General features: G+C 54.0%; 17 protein-coding genes. 14 read left to right on the top strand and 3 right to left on the bottom strand.

Annotated features, from left to right (window positions below):
* Positions 1-262: 262 nt before the first annotated feature.
* Positions 263-649 carry a hypothetical protein gene (locus WBG83_RS16825; RefSeq protein WP_336746384.1) on the bottom strand — a complete coding sequence of 129 codons (387 nt, stop codon included), beginning with the start codon at positions 647-649 and terminating at the stop codon, positions 263-265.
* A 453-nt stretch (positions 650-1,102) separates the two neighbouring features.
* Here WBG83_RS16825 and WBG83_RS16820 point away from each other — a divergent pair, with 453 nt between their 5' ends.
* The 3 genes from WBG83_RS16820 to coaD all read left to right on the top strand — a co-directional run bounded on the left by WBG83_RS16820 (position 1,103) and on the right by coaD (position 2,990).
* The gene (locus WBG83_RS16820) at positions 1,103-1,510 is read left to right on the top strand and encodes a hypothetical protein (RefSeq protein ID WP_336746383.1); all 408 of its coding nucleotides are present in this window, start codon (positions 1,103-1,105) and stop codon (positions 1,508-1,510) included.
* 413 nt (positions 1,511-1,923) lie between these two features.
* Positions 1,924-2,484, top strand: coding sequence for a 16S rRNA (guanine(966)-N(2))-methyltransferase RsmD (gene rsmD / locus WBG83_RS16815; protein WP_336746381.1), 561 nt, complete (start codon positions 1,924-1,926; stop codon positions 2,482-2,484).
* 20 nt (positions 2,485-2,504) lie between these two features.
* Positions 2,505-2,990, top strand: coding sequence for a pantetheine-phosphate adenylyltransferase (gene coaD, locus WBG83_RS16810; RefSeq protein WP_336746390.1), 486 nt, complete (start codon positions 2,505-2,507; stop codon positions 2,988-2,990).
* Between the two features lie 25 nt (positions 2,991-3,015).
* Here coaD and WBG83_RS16805 read toward each other — a convergent pair whose 3' ends face one another.
* Entirely contained in the window at positions 3,016-4,281 is a 1,266-nt protein-coding gene (locus WBG83_RS16805; protein WP_336746380.1) for a nucleoside recognition domain-containing protein, read from the bottom strand.
* Positions 4,282-4,376: 95 nt separating this feature from the next.
* On the opposite strand from WBG83_RS16805, the gene WBG83_RS16800 reads away from it, so the two are divergent.
* Positions 4,377-5,483 (top strand): SepM family pheromone-processing serine protease, encoded by a 1,107-nt coding sequence (locus WBG83_RS16800; RefSeq protein ID WP_336746379.1) that lies wholly within the window; start codon positions 4,377-4,379, stop codon positions 5,481-5,483.
* Between the two features lies 1 nt (position 5,484).
* Here WBG83_RS16800 and WBG83_RS16795 read toward each other — a convergent pair whose 3' ends face one another.
* Positions 5,485-6,780, bottom strand: a complete 1,296-nt coding sequence (locus tag WBG83_RS16795; RefSeq protein WP_336746378.1) for a nucleotidyltransferase — start codon at positions 6,778-6,780, stop codon at positions 5,485-5,487.
* A gap of 61 nt (positions 6,781-6,841) precedes the next feature.
* Between WBG83_RS16795 and WBG83_RS16790 the strand changes: the two genes are divergently transcribed.
* The 10 genes from WBG83_RS16790 (at position 6,842) to rnc (ending at position 14,569) form a co-directional block, all read left to right on the top strand.
* Positions 6,842-7,405: a YceD family protein gene (locus WBG83_RS16790; RefSeq protein WP_336746377.1), complete on the top strand. Its 564-nt coding sequence runs from the start codon at positions 6,842-6,844 to the stop codon at positions 7,403-7,405.
* Between the two features lie 33 nt (positions 7,406-7,438).
* Entirely contained in the window at positions 7,439-7,612 is a 174-nt protein-coding gene (gene rpmF, locus WBG83_RS16785) for a 50S ribosomal protein L32 (RefSeq protein ID WP_336746376.1), read from the top strand.
* Positions 7,613-7,784: 172 nt separating this feature from the next.
* Positions 7,785-8,381, top strand: a complete 597-nt coding sequence (fapR, locus tag WBG83_RS16780) for a transcription factor FapR (RefSeq protein ID WP_336746388.1) — start codon at positions 7,785-7,787, stop codon at positions 8,379-8,381.
* Entirely contained in the window at positions 8,365-9,351 is a 987-nt protein-coding gene (gene plsX / locus WBG83_RS16775; protein ID WP_336746375.1) for a phosphate acyltransferase PlsX, read from the top strand. Before fapR ends, plsX begins: the two co-directional genes overlap by 17 nt.
* Positions 9,352-9,361: 10 nt before the next feature.
* Entirely contained in the window at positions 9,362-10,348 is a 987-nt protein-coding gene (locus WBG83_RS16770; protein WP_336746374.1) for a beta-ketoacyl-ACP synthase III, read from the top strand.
* Positions 10,349-10,409: 61 nt separating this feature from the next.
* Complete coding sequence (gene fabD, locus WBG83_RS16765; protein ID WP_336746373.1) at positions 10,410-11,330, top strand: ACP S-malonyltransferase; 921 nt, start codon at positions 10,410-10,412, stop codon at positions 11,328-11,330.
* Positions 11,331-11,345: 15 nt separating this feature from the next.
* Positions 11,346-12,092 (top strand): 3-oxoacyl-[acyl-carrier-protein] reductase, encoded by a 747-nt coding sequence (gene fabG, locus WBG83_RS16760; protein WP_336746372.1) that lies wholly within the window; start codon positions 11,346-11,348, stop codon positions 12,090-12,092.
* A gap of 159 nt (positions 12,093-12,251) precedes the next feature.
* Positions 12,252-12,485, top strand: coding sequence for an acyl carrier protein (locus WBG83_RS16755; protein ID WP_336746371.1), 234 nt, complete (start codon positions 12,252-12,254; stop codon positions 12,483-12,485).
* A 115-nt stretch (positions 12,486-12,600) separates the two neighbouring features.
* Positions 12,601-13,839 (top strand): beta-ketoacyl-ACP synthase II, encoded by a 1,239-nt coding sequence (gene fabF, locus WBG83_RS16750; RefSeq protein WP_336746370.1) that lies wholly within the window; start codon positions 12,601-12,603, stop codon positions 13,837-13,839.
* Positions 13,840-13,870: 31 nt separating this feature from the next.
* Positions 13,871-14,569, top strand: coding sequence for a ribonuclease III (gene rnc, locus WBG83_RS16745; RefSeq protein ID WP_336746369.1), 699 nt, complete (start codon positions 13,871-13,873; stop codon positions 14,567-14,569).
* Positions 14,570-14,630: the final 61 nt, after the last annotated feature.

The raw sequence follows: 14,630 nt of genomic DNA, 5'->3' as shown, positions 1-14,630 counted from the left end.
TTCGTGCTTTCAGTGTATCACATCGCTTGGTAAGATTAACCTGTTAACGTTGAGGTATTTGAGATTTTAAGCACTAGTCGAAACATCCCCACTTCCCTGCATTGGAAAAGTCTCCGAGTGCCGCTGTTGGCAAGGGGGATTTTTATAGGAGCGCGCGATACAATAAATGCAGCAAAAGAAAAAATAGCGTCAGCTGAATGGTAAAATGAAAAAAGCACCTTCTCCAGTGAGAGACAGGCGCTTTTTCTATAAAAGCTTCCGTTTACCAGGTTTCGATGGTGCCATAGGTGTTGCACAAATCGTAATATTGGCAATACAGCGTTAGCTGCGCTTGCTGATGGTTTGGATTAAAGGTCGGCTCAATATCGTATACCTCCGAGCTGAAGCCATCCCCTTGATAATAGACGGTCCCGCTGTCAATCAGCGTGCCGTACCCGTCCCTGAGCTCCCAGTACGTATCCCCCAAATTCCCCTGATTGTGGTGCACCGTAATTTGGACCTGTTGGCCGACGTGCCAGCGGCTGGCTTTTTCCGTGATGGTCGGATACAAATCGAAGCCCTGCCATGAGCTTGCTTGTACAGGCAGAGCCGCTACGAATAACGAGGCGGCCAGCAGAACGGAGGATACCAAACGTTTTTTCTTCATCATCAGTTTCATCCCTTCATTTGTAAAGTATGAGCTTAAAGCCGGAGAGACTTCTTTGACCGACTCTGGTTTGTGGTGGTTACGAAAAGCCAGCGGGAGTAATCCGTAACTTCATTGGTTGCTTTCCCGTCGCAAGCCATCCGGCTGCAATCGATTCTGAGATGGAAGCCGCCGGTATCTGTTTCACAATTGTCTGTGAAGTCATCCCCCATTTCATTTTTTGGTAAGCGCTCTCAAATCAAATGACTGATTGATAGTTAATGCTTATTGTACAAGCTTAATGAATAAGGAACAATCAGACAAAAAACTTAAATAATAACAAAAAAATAGATGATTTTGTCGAATAAGAGGTGCTATTACTCTTAGTGAATGGTATTTTGGTCCGATGATGGATATTTGTGGATTTCATATAATTAGTGTGCAGTGCCAATCCAACCATAGAAAGGGATGTTATTTATGAAAAAGAAAGTTTCCACCATTGTAATGGCCACCATGATATCGCTAACCTCAGTCGTATCGCCGGCTTTTGCCCAAACGGAAGTGCTGCAGGTGAACTCGTACAACTATTACGACAACACGTACATCGATGCTACTCGTATTAAACTTCATGTCGTCAATGAAGGGGAGTATCCTTTCGGGCACCCGGACTCCATTACTTATTATCTTTACAATTATAACGGTGACTTGCTGAGGCAGGGTCAGCTCTTCCCGAACCAGAGATTATGGGAAGGCACCCAATGGAATTGGAGTGACGAGTATGAGGCTGAATTTGAGACGACCTCCGGCGGCTTCAACCTCGACCTGTATTGCGACGGGTACTTCTCCGTTTGCAATGGAAGCGCCACGATCGAAGTTCTTGAATAGCCGCTCTTCACGTTGAAGCGCGCCGTACCTTAACGGGTATGGCGCTTTTTTATTTTTATACGTTTGCACTGGTTTCATGCTAATAGGCGCAGCCAAGCTTTGATTGTCTCCGAAAGGGGAAGATATCGGTAAACCCGAAATAAGGGGAGTTTATTTTTCTACACAAAAATATCGGGGCCCCTTTCGGGACCCCTTCATGGGAGAGGAGAAACCGGATGAAGAGCTTATGGGGAAACGTAAGTCTTCTCCGCGGTTGTCTACGACATCACTGATGTCGATAATACCATGATGGCCGAATGCCGGGAGAAATATACATCAGCGGTAAAATATTTTTGCTTTTCCCGTCAATTGTGGTACCATTAACGCGAGTTAACGCCGCTTTATGCGGCGGTGAGGAGAAAGGGAGAACGTCATTGCGAGTAATTGCAGGCACAGCAAAAGGAACACCGCTCAAGGCCGTACCGGGCATGTCCACAAGGCCGACGACCGACAAGGTGAAGGAAGCGGTTTTTAGTATGATTGGCCCGTACTTCGACGGGGGACAGGCGCTTGATTTGTTTGCCGGCACCGGGGGATTGGGGATTGAAGCACTGAGCCGGGGCATCGATAAGGCGGTGTTTATTGATATCGAAGCCAAAAGCGTGGAGGTGATCCGCGCTAACTTGAAAGCCAGCCGTGTGGAGAGCCGTGCAGAGGTGTACCGCAACGAAGCGGGCCGGGCGCTGAAGATCTTAGCCCGGCGCGGCGCGCAGTTTGATTTGGTATTCCTCGATCCGCCTTACCGGATGACGATTGTGGGAGAGCTTCTGACCGCGCTGCAGGAGCAGCAGCTTTTATCGGAACGGGCGGTCCTCGTTGTCGAACAAGCTGCGGAGACGGAACTGGAATCTCAAATCGGCGGTCTGGTTTGCCGCAAACGGGCCGAGTATGGTGAAATTGCAATCTGGATTTATGAATGGGGGAATCAGGAGTGATACATCGGACACATCAGGAAATGGTTGCCGTCTGTCCAGGGAGCTTCGACCCGGTGACCTACGGCCATTTGGATATTATTCAGCGAGCCGCCGCCACATTCGATAAGGTAATTGTAGCGGTGCTTCGCAATGCCAGCAAAAGCCCGCTGTTCACTATAGAGGAGCGCAAGGAGCTTCTAATAGAAGTTACGCGGGACTATCCCAATGTAGAGGTAGACAGCTTCGACGATCTCCTGATCAACTATATGAAGCAAAAACAAGCGCATGTCATTGTTAAAGGGCTCCGGGCAGTATCCGATTTCGAATATGAGCTGCAGATGGCTTCATTAAACCGCAAGCTGAGCAGTGACATTGAAACGTTCTTCATGATGTCGAGCACGACCTATTCTTATCTCAGCTCCAGCATTGTGAAGCAAATTGCGCAGTTCAACGGACCGGTTGGGGATTTGGTCCCGGAAGCGGTGGAGAAGGCGCTGCGGCATAAATTCGATTCCATTCGAAAATAATTCGCCGGCGCAAGGCGCGACCAGCCTATTGCTTATGCGGCGGCCGCAGGTAGCGGAACACGATGAAGCTGAAGCTCAGCAGCAGACAGATGCTGCAGCAGAACAGCAGCGGGACAAGAGGCCAGCTTGGCCATAAAGAGAGCCAGGATACTGCTCGTTCTTGAGCGGCTGCGCTTTCGGCCGGAACAAAAACGGGCTGAAGCTGACTCAGCCATTGTTGCAGTCCGGGCCCCCATGCTGCATACAGCGCATAAGCGAGACCGGCATGAAGCAGACGTACACCGGCGAAGCAAAGATAGCTTATCCGGGCGCTGTGCAGCAGGCCCAGCGCTTGCAGGTGGCCGGAGAAGCCGCCCCAGGCCAGGCAGGCTGAGGCAAGAGGCAGAATGAAGGAATCCGGAACGGTCAAGCGGCTGAAGGAAAAAGCGCCCAGATGGGCTTCAAACAAGCCGGAAATGCCGCCGTATTCTGCGCCGGAGGGCCAGCCGATCACTTTTCCGAGCGGATATAGGATCGCGGTCCCGCCTAGCTTGCCGAATACATGGGCAATGACCGAGAACATAATCATGCATGCTCCCAGAGCAAGCAGCTTCTGCACGGATACAGTGACCGTATCTCCGAGCAAACGGCCAAAGCTGCGCCCGTCCTTTTGTGCTGCGCTGCGGCAGGCGGATACGCTTTTACTCCAAGTGGAGGGGCTTCCGCTTTGTGCTTGGAGCGATTGATCTTTCGATGACTGGCCGGCCGAACGCGTGCGAAATGGGATATGCGCAAGCAGCAGGGCGGCAAGCAAGCCGGAGGCATAATGGACGATCGCAAGGGCCCCTCCGATTTCCGGACGCGAGAAAAATCCGGCACCGATCACGATCACAATGGTCAGCGGGCTGCTCAGGTGAAAAAGGGAAGCCATCCGCCCGGCTTCATTGCTTCCAATGGCTCCGTCCCGGTGCAGCTTGGCGGCCAAATCCGCCGCTGCCGGAAAGCCGCCGGCCAGGGAAGCGGAAAGCGCGAGTCCCGCGCTGCCCGGTAGGCGGAACACCCTTCGCATCAACGGGTCCAACAAAGAGCCCGCGCCGTGTACAACTCCGTAGGCATACAGCATTTCGGACAGCATAAAAAACGGCAGCAGCGAGGGGAAGACGAACTGCCACCAGATCGTGAGTCCGGCCAATGAGGCTTGAAAGGCCTGGTCCGGCATCAGCACGATACAGACGGCCAGGATGATAGCGGCAAACGCCGGCCACATGGCGGCCGCGGTATACAGGGAGGATTTTTTTCTAACGCGGTCCATTCCATTCACCTCCGGTACAAGTGTACGCGCAGTCTGGCGCAAATAGACCAAGCTGGATCAAACCGCAAATGCAAGGAGGAAAGGAGAAGTTAAGGATGAGCATTACGAAGCGGCCTCAGCGCACGGCGATGCGTTTTTTTGCTTCGTTTGCAGGCACATTGGCAGTCATGTATTTGCTGCTGTTTGTCAATTTGCCCTTCTATATTTATAAGCCCGGAACGGCGGAGAACATCCGTCCCATGATCAGCTTGCCTGTGGAGACGCCGGAAGATCAGGGCGTATTCATGCTGACGACGGTCAGTATGCTGACCCGGTCCAATTTGCTCAGCATGATCATTGCACTCGCGGACCCTCATGCGGAGATCCGGCGGAAGCAGGACGTGCTGCGGGGCAAAAGTGAGGAAGAATATTCCCAGACGCAGGAATACGTCATGCTCGGCTCGCAAAGCAACGCCTTGCAGGCGGCTTACACCTATGCCGGTATACCGTTCGTTATTGATCAGGACGGCGTGATGGTGCTGGAAACGGTGAAGGGAATGCCGTCAGAGGCCGTATTGAAGGGCGGAGACTATATCGTTAAGGTGGATGACAAGGACATTCATACCAGCAAGGATCTCTATGAGGTGCTGGGTGCAAAGAAGGCCGGGGATACGGTAGAGCTGAGCTACCAGCGCAAGGGTGTGGCAGGAAAAGTGGAGCTGACGCTCGGCACTTTGGCCTCGGACAGCTCGGGGACGGATGCGGCGCCGCGCGCAGGCATCGGGGTTCGGCCGGCGGATGTGCTTAAGGTGAAGGCGGAGGATGAGAGCAAGCAGGTTACTATCAAGGCGGGAGAAATCGGCGGACCCTCCGCGGGGCTGATGTTTACGCTGGAGATTATTAACCGGCTTGAGGCTGACGACATTGCCAAGGGTTATCGCATCGCGGGTACCGGGTCCATAACGCCGGAGGGAGCTGTTTGTCCGATTGGCGGAGTCCAGCATAAAATTGTGGCGGCCCATAAGGAAAAAGCCGACATCTTTTTTGTGCCGGCGGATATGCCGCAGCCCCCCGCAGCGTGCGGTCCCATTGCGCCGACGGCGAATGCAACCGATGCGGCGGCTGAAGCCAAGGGCCTCGGGACGACAATGAAAATCATCCCTGTGGCGACCGTTGACGATGCGATGAATTACTTGCATGCACTGCCACCCAAAGCCTCGTAGGCTACAGGGGCGGCAGCCTTTCTGTTTGCAGCGGCGCCTGCTGCAAATCCGAGTACAGCGGCCGCGGCAGGCCGCAGCCAAGCTCATACATGGCTGCTGCGCGTAGGTCCAATTGGAGCACCGGATGATCAAATCCTGCCCCCCGGCTTAAAACAGGCACCTTGGCGGTGCGGCGCATCCGCTTGAGGAGCTGCTGTCCGGCGGCCGAGAAGCCGAGTATGCGCAAATAAGGTACTCCCTGCTCCAGAGTAGTCCGGTTGATTTGTTCCTTCGTGTGCCCGAGTAAAATATGAAGCAGCATCCGCTGCAGCTTCGTTCGCGTGTAGCGTTTGGTCTTCAGGACGGCAAGCAGCTGCTCGACATAGCCTGCTTCACTAGAGCCAGCATCGTTTTGGCCTGTTCGGCCGATGAGTGAAATCGCCTTTTGCAGCCGATGCTCAAGGCCTTCGTTTACCTCGCAGAGCTCGGCCAATTGCTGCGGAGTCCGGCTCAGCAGCGCGCCAATGAGCTGGGGGGCAAGACGCTCCCAGTGCATCGGCGCTTGTCCGGCAGCGATCTCGCGCTGGAGGATTCGATAGGTTGAAGGAGGGACATACTGCTGAATAGCTTCCAGCTTACCGCCTTCTTCAAGCAGGATGCGCCGGAGGGCCGTGGCGCTGGCAATGTGATCGTCCGTGATGTGGGCTTGGGAATAGCCTGCTTTTTGACGGGCGACGGTGAAAGGGACAATCGAGCTGCCAAGCCGCTGAAGCGCTATCAAATAATGCAGGCCAAGCGTATTGTTGGGCTGGGCGAGCTGCATTTTTAATTGCTCCGGCTCCGTGAGGCCCGGCAGCGCTGACTCTGCATAATGGGCAAGCGCTGCGGCATAAGCGTGCGGATAGCTTGCGCCCTCCTTCAAACGCGCTTTGACCAGCCGGGTCAGTTCTTCAGGCTCACGGCCTGCAAGTTCCGCGAGCAGCTTCAGCCGGCGGATGTCACCGCTTTCGGTTCCAAAGCAGAGGCTGTCCACAACTCCTGATGCATCGAGCGCGGACACAGCGCCATAAGCAAACCACTCAGCCGGCTGGCATGCGAAAACGGCGGGCAGCTCAATGACAAGATCGGCCCCCATGCGCAGAGCCATTTCGGCCCGGGCCCACTTGCCGGCCAGTGCGGGCTCGCCCCGCTGCAGGAAGCAGCCGCTCATCACGGCGACAACGGCATCCGCTCCTGATACGATCCGGCTTTGACGGAAATGATACACATGACCGTTATGAAGAGGATTGTACTCTACAATAATGCCGACGGTTTTCAAAATGTTTCGGTTCCCTGCCTTTCGGAATATGTAAATTCATCATATCATGGCAGGGAAGTGGTTGACAAAAGACGATCACAATCGATATAATTATTTTTGTTTGTTTGGGGTGATTATGATGCAGCTTCACCTTCGTGATATCGTCGCCAAGAAGGCGGCGGTTCAGCTGGACGGTCCGTTTCAAACGGCCACGCTGGTATCCGATTCTTCCAGCCTGTCCACGTTAATCTCGCTGCATGCTCGGCTGGAGGCTAAGCCTGCCGCCGACGTGGTGTATGTAACGGGGACAATCAGGCTGAAAGCCGAATTTGCTTGCTCGCGCTGCTTATGTCCATTTTGTCAGGAGCTTGCTTTTGAGTTTGAGGAAGCATTTACGCAGCAGCAGGACAAGGCTTCTGAGGATGAGGATGAAATTCTTTTCACGACGGAAGAAAAAGTGGACCTCAGCCCTTATTTGGAACAAGCCGTAACGCTCGGCATGCCGTATGTGCCGCTTTGCGACGAAGCCTGTAAAGGTCTGAGCCAGTCCGGACAAAACTTGAACCTGTATCCGGACCAGCCGCCGGTGGAACGTCTTGATCCCCGGTTTGCCAAGCTGGCCGATTTGTTCAAAAACGAAACGTAAGAACAGGATTACTTCGTTAAGGAGGTGGGAAAGATGGCAGTACCTTTCCGAAAAACATCGAAATCTCGTCGCGACAAGCGCCGCACTCATTTCAAGCTTGTTGTTCCGGGCATGGTTAAATGCGAAAATTGTGGTGAATCGAAATTGTCGCACCGTGTCTGCGGCACTTGCGGTCACTACAAATCCAGAGAGATTATTAAACAATAATCGACCGGGAAGAAAAAGCACAGCCACAGTACTTCATCTATGGTGAAGTGCTTTTTTTTTTGGCTGCGGAGCCGTTTGCCCTTCACAACACGTACATAATTTTATATACTACTCTTAATACCTGGTAACAATCGTGATTTCAGACGACAGGGTGGTGCTTTTCATCGAACGAATGCCCAAACGGGAACGGCTCCAGCAGCTGGCCCAGGAAATTGAGCGAAACCCGTTTGTCACCGACGAAGAGTTGACCCGCAAGTTCAAAGTCAGCATTCAAACGATCCGTTTGGACAGACTAGAACTGGGCATTCCAGAGCTTCGTGAGCGCATCAAGATGATGGCGGAGCGGACGTACGACAAGGTGCGTTCCCTGCAGCTCCACGAGGTCATCGGAGACGTGATCGATTTGCAATTGGATCAAAGCGGTATATCTATATTTGAAATCAAGGAAGAACACGTGTTCTCCAGGACGGGGATTGCACGAGGACATCATATTTTCTCGCAGGCCAATTCCTTGGCGGTGGCTGTAATCGACAGTGAAGTGGCGCTGACGGCTTCGGCGGAAATCCGGTTTATCCGGCAGGTGCAGCTGCACGAGAAATGCATAGCGAAGGCTTATGTGCGTTCCATTTCCGGGAAGCGTGAAAAGGCGAAGGTGGATGTATTCTCCTATGTCGGGGATGAAATGGTATTTGAAGGCCATTTTTTAATCTACTGCACGCTAAAGCAGCTAAGAAATGAAGGGGGTAGCACGCGTGCGGATCGTGATTGACGCCATGGGAGGCGATAACGCCCCGGAGAGCAATGTCCAGGGCGCGCTTCTCGCAGCGAAGGAATGGCCGGACACGGAAATTATATTGGTTGGTCATGAAGCGAAACTAAGGCCGCTGCTGACGGAGCAGCTGCCGAACCTCAGAATCCATCATGCGGAGGACGAGATTTTGGCGGAGGACGAGCCGGCCAAGGCTGTGCGGCGCAAAAAGGCTTCATCCATGGTCGTGGCGGGCAAATTGGTTCGCGAAAAGGAAGCGGATGCGATGATCTCCGCGGGCAATACGGGCGCGCTCGTCGTTACCGGGCTGCTGGTGGTCGGACGGATTAGCGGCATTGACCGCCCGGCGCTTGCGCCGATGATGCCGACGGCGGACGGAGTAGGCACGCTTGCGCTGGATTTGGGTGCCAACCCGGATGCTAGTGCGCAAAATCTGCTGCAGTTTGCCATTATGGGCAGCCTGTACCGGAGTAAAGTGGACGGCATGGCGAAGCCGCGGATCGGCCTGCTGAACGTAGGGACAGAAGCGGGAAAAGGCAACGAGCTGACGAAGGCCGTTTATCCGCTTTTGGAATCGGCGCCTATTCATTTTGTCGGCAGCGTGGAGGCACGCGGGGTGCTTACACGAGACTGCGACGTGCTGGTATGCGACGGTTTTACCGGCAACGTGATGCTGAAGGCGATGGAGGGGGCGGCAGGCGTGATTTTCAGCGAGCTGAAGCGTGAATTTAAACGCAGCTGGCTGACGAAATTAAGCGTACTGCCCCTCATGTCCGGGCTGAAGGCCTTGAACCGCAAGATGGATTACAACTCTCACGGCGCAGCCCCGCTCCTTGGAGTGAACGGGCTCGTTCTCAAAAGCCACGGCTCCTCCAAGGCGGAAACGATTAAAAATGCGGTGCGACAGGCGCGCAGCGCTGTGCAAAACAAGCTGGTTGAAGCGATCGCAAGCGAAATTAGTGAAAAGTGAGTTGGACAACATGGACTTATATCCGGTAGGTATTTTGGGAACAGGCAAATATGTGCCAGACCGTATTTTAAGCAATCATGATTTGGAAAAAATGGTCGATACGAACGATGAATGGATTGTGACCCGGACCGGGATTCGTGAGCGCCGGATTAGTTCAGACGAACAGGCGTCGTCCGATTTGGCGCTGGAGGCCGCAAAGGGCGCGCTTGACAGTGCGGGCATTACGGCGGACCAGCTGGATTTGATTGTAGTGGCTACAATTACACCGGATATGGCTTTTCCGTCAACGGCCTGCATTTTGCAGGAGAAGCTGGGAGCCAGGAAAGCGGCGGCGTTTGACTTGTCGGCAGCCTGCTCCGGGTTTATTTACGGACTGGCTAACGCCTCGAACTTTATTGCAACAGGGATGTATCAATACGCGCTGGTTGTCGGTGCGGAATGCTTGTCCAAAATTACGGACTACACTGACCGGAATACATGCGTGTTATTCGGGGACGGCGCAGGCGCGGTAGTCATCGGCCGGGTGCCGGAAGGCCGCGGATTCAAATCGTTCGAGCTTGGCGCGGACGGATCCGGCGGGGACCTGCTCAAGGTATGCGGCGGCGGTTCGCGCAATCCTTCCTCTGCGGCATCGCTTGAAAGCAAGCTGCACTTTATACAGATGGCCGGTGCGGATGTGTTTAAATTTGCAGTACGGATTATGGGCGCTGCTGCTGAGGAGGTTCTCCGTAAAGCGAAGTGGGAAAAAGCGGATATCGACCTGCTGGTTCCCCATCAGGCCAACAAGCGGATTATCCAATCGGCCATGGAGCGGCTTGAGCTGCCTCCGGAGAAGTGCATGGTGAACCTGGACCGTTACGGGAATGTGTCTGCGGCTTCCATCCCTCTCGCTTTGGCGGAAGCGGTGGAGGAAGGACGGCTGAAGGAAGGCGACAAGCTAATTCTCGTCGGCTTTGGCGGCGGTTTGACCTGGGGTGCGAGCGCGCTCGTCTGGTAGCCTGCCGAATCCGAATCGGGATTGAATCCGATCATCGCGATTGAAAGGAATGTGGACTTATATGTCATATGCATTTATTTTTCCGGGCCAAGGCGCGCAGAGCGTCGGTATGGGCCGTGACGCTTATGAAGCGAATCCCGCGGCACGCAGCTTGTTTGAGCAGGCTGATGCGGCCCTTGGCTTTCAGCTGAGCAGCCTTATTTTTGAAGGGCCTGACGATCGTCTGAAAATCACCTACAATACGCAGCCTGCGCTTCTGACGACAAGCATGGCCTATTTGGAGGCGTTTCGCGCGAAAGGGGTTCAGCCGGACTTCGTAGCCGGTCACAGTCTCGGGGAATACAGCGCGCTTGTTGCTGCAGGCGTCATTTCCTTTACCGATGCGGTACGGACTGTACATGCCCGGGGCACGTTTATGGAGCAAGCCGTTCCTGGCGGCCAAGGGGCCATGGCGGCGGTTCTCGGAGCGGACCGCGAGCAGCTGGCGAAGCTGTGCGAAGCGGTGACTGCCGAGAGCGGCCTCGTAGAAATGGCCAATGTGAACTGCCCGGGGCAAATCGTCGTCTCAGGCAGCAAGGACGGCGTAGCCGTATTAGCGGAGCGGGGCAAGGAAGCCGGCGCCAAGCGGGTTATCCCGCTTGAAGTGAGCGGGCCGTTTCATTCTTCCTTGATGAAGCCGGCTGCCGATCAGCTTGCTAAGGTGCTGGACGGGCTTGAGCTGAAAGCGGCTTCTATTCCGGTCGTAGCGAACGTTACCGCCCGTCCTGAGCAAGATCCGCAATCGATCCGGGAACTGCTGGTCCGTCAGGTGTACTCTCCGGTATTGTGGGAAGACACTGTGGTATGGCTGCTGGAGCAAGGGGTCGACACGTTCGTCGAGATCGGTTCCGGCACAGTGCTGGCGGGACTGGTCAAAAAAGTGGATAAATCCGCCAAAGTCGTCTCCATCAACAGCATGGAAGCGATTGAAAGCTTCGTATAAAGGGGGGATAGCTTCATGCTTCAAGGAAAAATTGCTCTTGTTACCGGCGCATCACGCGGAATTGGCCGCGCCATAGCGATTACGCTGGCAGAGGCCGGCGCGGATGTGGCGATAAATTATGCCGGGAATGAAAAGGCGGCTCAAGAGGCTGCCGATCAGATCCGAAGCCTCGGCCGCCGGGCCCTCGTTATCAAAGCGGACGTAGCCAGCTCCTCGGAAGTGGAGGACATGGTCAAGCAGGTGCTGGACGAGCTTGGCTCGATTGACATTTTGGTCAACAATGCAGGCATTACCCGTGACAACCTCATCATGCGCATGAAAGAAGAAGAGTTTGATCAAGTTATTAATACGAACCTGAAGGGCGTGTTCAACTGCTTGAAAGCGGTGACCCGCCCGATGATGAAGCAGCGCAGCGGCCGGATTATTAACATCTCCTCCGTTGTCGGCTCCTTAGGCAATCCCGGCCAAGCCAATTATGTTTCCGCCAAGGCGGGCGTAATCGGTTTGACCAAGGCGTCGGCCAAGGAGCTGGCTTCGCGGGGAATTACCGTGAACTGTGTCGCGCCAGGCTTTATCGCAACGGATATGACGGAACAGCTTGCCGGGGAAACCCAGGAGAAGCTGCTTGGTCAAATCCCGCTTGCGCGCCTGGGGCATCCGGAGGACATTGCCAAGGCGGTCCGCTTCCTAGCGTCCGACGATGCTTCCTACATGACAGGCCAAACCATACACGTGGATGGCGGCATGTATATGGGGTCCTGATTCAGCCTGTATTCAGGCGGAACGGCTTGGATGAAAGCGTATTTCATTTTCGGAAAAGCTTGCAGCCATGCGGTTTATCAGGTTTATGCGAGCCTGCGAGAGGTAACACTGGTAATTTGAATGAGATTCTCGTATAATACCAAGGAGGAGGTGAACCGGATGTCCGAAGTATTGGATCGTGTGAAGAAAATCGTCATCGATCGTCTTGGGGTCGAAGAGTCTGAAGTCACCCTCGAAGCTTCGTTCAAGGATGATTTGGGTGCTGATTCGCTCGACGTCGTTGAACTGGTTATGGAACTCGAAGATGAATTCGATATGGAAATCTCTGATGAAGATGCAGAAAAAATCACATCAGTGGGAGAAGTTGTGAAATACATAGAATCTCATACTTAAGAGAGTCTACAAGTCCCGTTTTTATGAAGAACGGGACTTTCTCCTCATTTCCGATTGTTTCAGGCCAAGCCTTACCTAAACTAAATTCATGCATTTTACATAGAGGTGGATCACTATGAAACAAAGAGTAGTTATTACGGGTATGGGGGTTATGACCTCACTCGGTCACGATTTGGATACATTCTGGGGCAATCTGCTGGAAGGGAAATCCGGCGTGTCTGAAGTGGAATCCTTCGACGTAAGCGAATATCCTACTCGAATCGCTGCATCCATCAAAGATTTTGACCCTGAATTATATATGGACAAGAAGGATGCCCGCAAGATGGACCGCTTCGTGCAACTAGGCGTTGCGGCAGCGAGGCTTGCGATTCAGGATTCTGCATTGGAGATCGGTGTTAATGCAGATCCGGAGCGGGTCGGCGTATATGTCGGCTCCGGCATCGGGGGACTGGGCACGTGGGAAGAGCAGCACAAGATTTTGCTGGAGAAGGGTCCGAAGCGGGTCAGCCCGTTTTTTATTCCGATGATGATTGCCAATATGGCAACGGGTCAAATCTCGATTATTACCGGCGCCAAGGGTCCGAACAGCAACGTGGTGACGGCCTGCGCGACAGGCTCCAATGCCATCGGGGATGCGTTTAAGCTTATTCAGCGGGGCGATGCCGAAGTGATGATTTGCGGCGGCGCCGAAGCTACGATTCGTCCGACAGGGATGGCCGGCTTCTGTGCGCTTCGCGCCATGTCTACCCGTAATGAAGAGCCTGAGCTCGCTAGCCGCCCGTTCGACATCGGCCGTGACGGGTTTGTTATGGGCGAGGGTGCGGGGGTGCTTATTCTGGAGTCCTTGGAGCATGCGCAGCAGCGCGGAGCCAAAATTTATGCCGAAGTGATTGGCTACGGCATGAGCGGCGACGCATTCCATATGACCGATCCGGATCCGGACGGCGCAGCACGTTGTATGGTTCGCGCGCTTAAGGATGCGGGAATTGAGCCGACGGAAATCGACTACATCAACGCTCATGGCACGTCGACCCCGGCGGGAGACAAGTCCGAAACGACGGCCATTAAAAAAGCGTTCGGCGACCATGCCTACAAGCTTGCTGTCAGCTCGACGAAATCGATGACCGGACACTTGCTTGGCGCAGCAGGCGGGGTAGAAGCGATTATTTCTGTCTTGACCATTAATCGCGGTGTAATTGCGCCGACGATTAATGTGGTTGAACAGGATCCGGAATGTGATTTGGATGTGGTGCCGAATGTGGCGAGGAAAGCGGATGTACGCACGGCGTTGTCCAACTCGTTCGGCTTTGGCGGACACAACGCAACCATTATTTTAAAGCGCTTCGAAGCGTAACATAAGGGGCTAGGACAGGAGGTGGTTCGGATTGAAGCAGGACATCACCCGGCTCCAGGAACGGCTCGGTATTCAGTTTCGGAATCAGGCGCTGCTGCGTCAGGCGTTTACTCATTCTTCCTATGTCAATGAACAAAAGTCGGGTACGCACAAGGACAATGAACGGCTGGAGTTTCTGGGCGATGCAGTGCTGGAGCTGACCATTTCCGAATATTTGTATCACCGTTACCCGGCGTACAGCGAAGGGGAACTGACAAAGCTTCGGGCCTCGATTGTGTGCGAGCCCTCTCTTGTCGGATTTGCTAACCGACTTGACATCGGGTTATATGTTTTCCTCGGCAAAGGGGAGGAAATGACCGGTGGCCGTACCCGTCCGGCACTGCTGGCTGACGTGTTCGAATCGTTTATCGGAGCACTGTATCTGGACCAAGGTCTGGAAGCGGTACAAGCCTTCTTGCGGGAGCATGTATTCCCTTACTTGCCGGATCAGGGGCGTTCCCAGGTGAGCGATTTCAAAACATTTTTACAGGAGTATGTGCAGCAGCATAATTTGGGTCAATTGGAATACCGCATTGTCGATGAACGGGGGCCAGCGCACGACCGGGAGTTTGTTTCCGAGGTGTGCATGGACCAGCAGATGATTGGCAGAGGCGTGGGCAAATCCAAAAAAGAATCCGAACAGCAGGCGGCAGCCGCGGGGCTGCATAAACTAAACGTCACCATCTCTTGATGGCGGCGTTTGTTGTATTTTACGGGAGTTGTGATGGTTTTGCCGCATATCGCGGGAAATG

The organism is Paenibacillus sp. y28 (assembly GCF_037137075.1).
Classification (GTDB): Bacteria; Bacillota; Bacilli; order Paenibacillales; family NBRC-103111; genus JBBBNV01.
Note: the sequence above shows the minus strand (reverse complement) of the source record. Positions and strands in the feature narration are given on the sequence as shown.

Excerpts from the sequence above, each read along its gene's own strand:
- fabG (WP_336746372.1), top strand. The coding sequence starts at position 11,346 with ATGCTTCAAGGAAAAATTGCTCTTGTTACCGGCGCATCACGCGGAATT.
- coaD (WP_336746390.1), top strand. The coding sequence starts at position 2,505 with ATGGTTGCCGTCTGTCCAGGGAGCTTCGACCCGGTGACCTACGGCCAT.
- WBG83_RS16805 (WP_336746380.1), bottom strand. The coding sequence starts at position 4,281 with ATGGACCGCGTTAGAAAAAAATCCTCCCTGTATACCGCGGCCGCCATG.
- fabF (WP_336746370.1), top strand. The coding sequence starts at position 12,601 with ATGAAACAAAGAGTAGTTATTACGGGTATGGGGGTTATGACCTCACTC.
- fapR (WP_336746388.1), top strand. The coding sequence starts at position 7,785 with ATGCCCAAACGGGAACGGCTCCAGCAGCTGGCCCAGGAAATTGAGCGA.
- WBG83_RS16800 (WP_336746379.1), top strand. The coding sequence starts at position 4,377 with ATGAGCATTACGAAGCGGCCTCAGCGCACGGCGATGCGTTTTTTTGCT.
- WBG83_RS16770 (WP_336746374.1), top strand. The coding sequence starts at position 9,362 with ATGGACTTATATCCGGTAGGTATTTTGGGAACAGGCAAATATGTGCCA.
- fabD (WP_336746373.1), top strand. The coding sequence starts at position 10,410 with ATGTCATATGCATTTATTTTTCCGGGCCAAGGCGCGCAGAGCGTCGGT.
- WBG83_RS16755 (WP_336746371.1), top strand. The coding sequence starts at position 12,252 with ATGTCCGAAGTATTGGATCGTGTGAAGAAAATCGTCATCGATCGTCTT.
- WBG83_RS16825 (WP_336746384.1), bottom strand. The coding sequence starts at position 649 with ATGATGAAGAAAAAACGTTTGGTATCCTCCGTTCTGCTGGCCGCCTCG.
- WBG83_RS16820 (WP_336746383.1), top strand. The coding sequence starts at position 1,103 with ATGAAAAAGAAAGTTTCCACCATTGTAATGGCCACCATGATATCGCTA.
- rpmF (WP_336746376.1), top strand. The coding sequence starts at position 7,439 with ATGGCAGTACCTTTCCGAAAAACATCGAAATCTCGTCGCGACAAGCGC.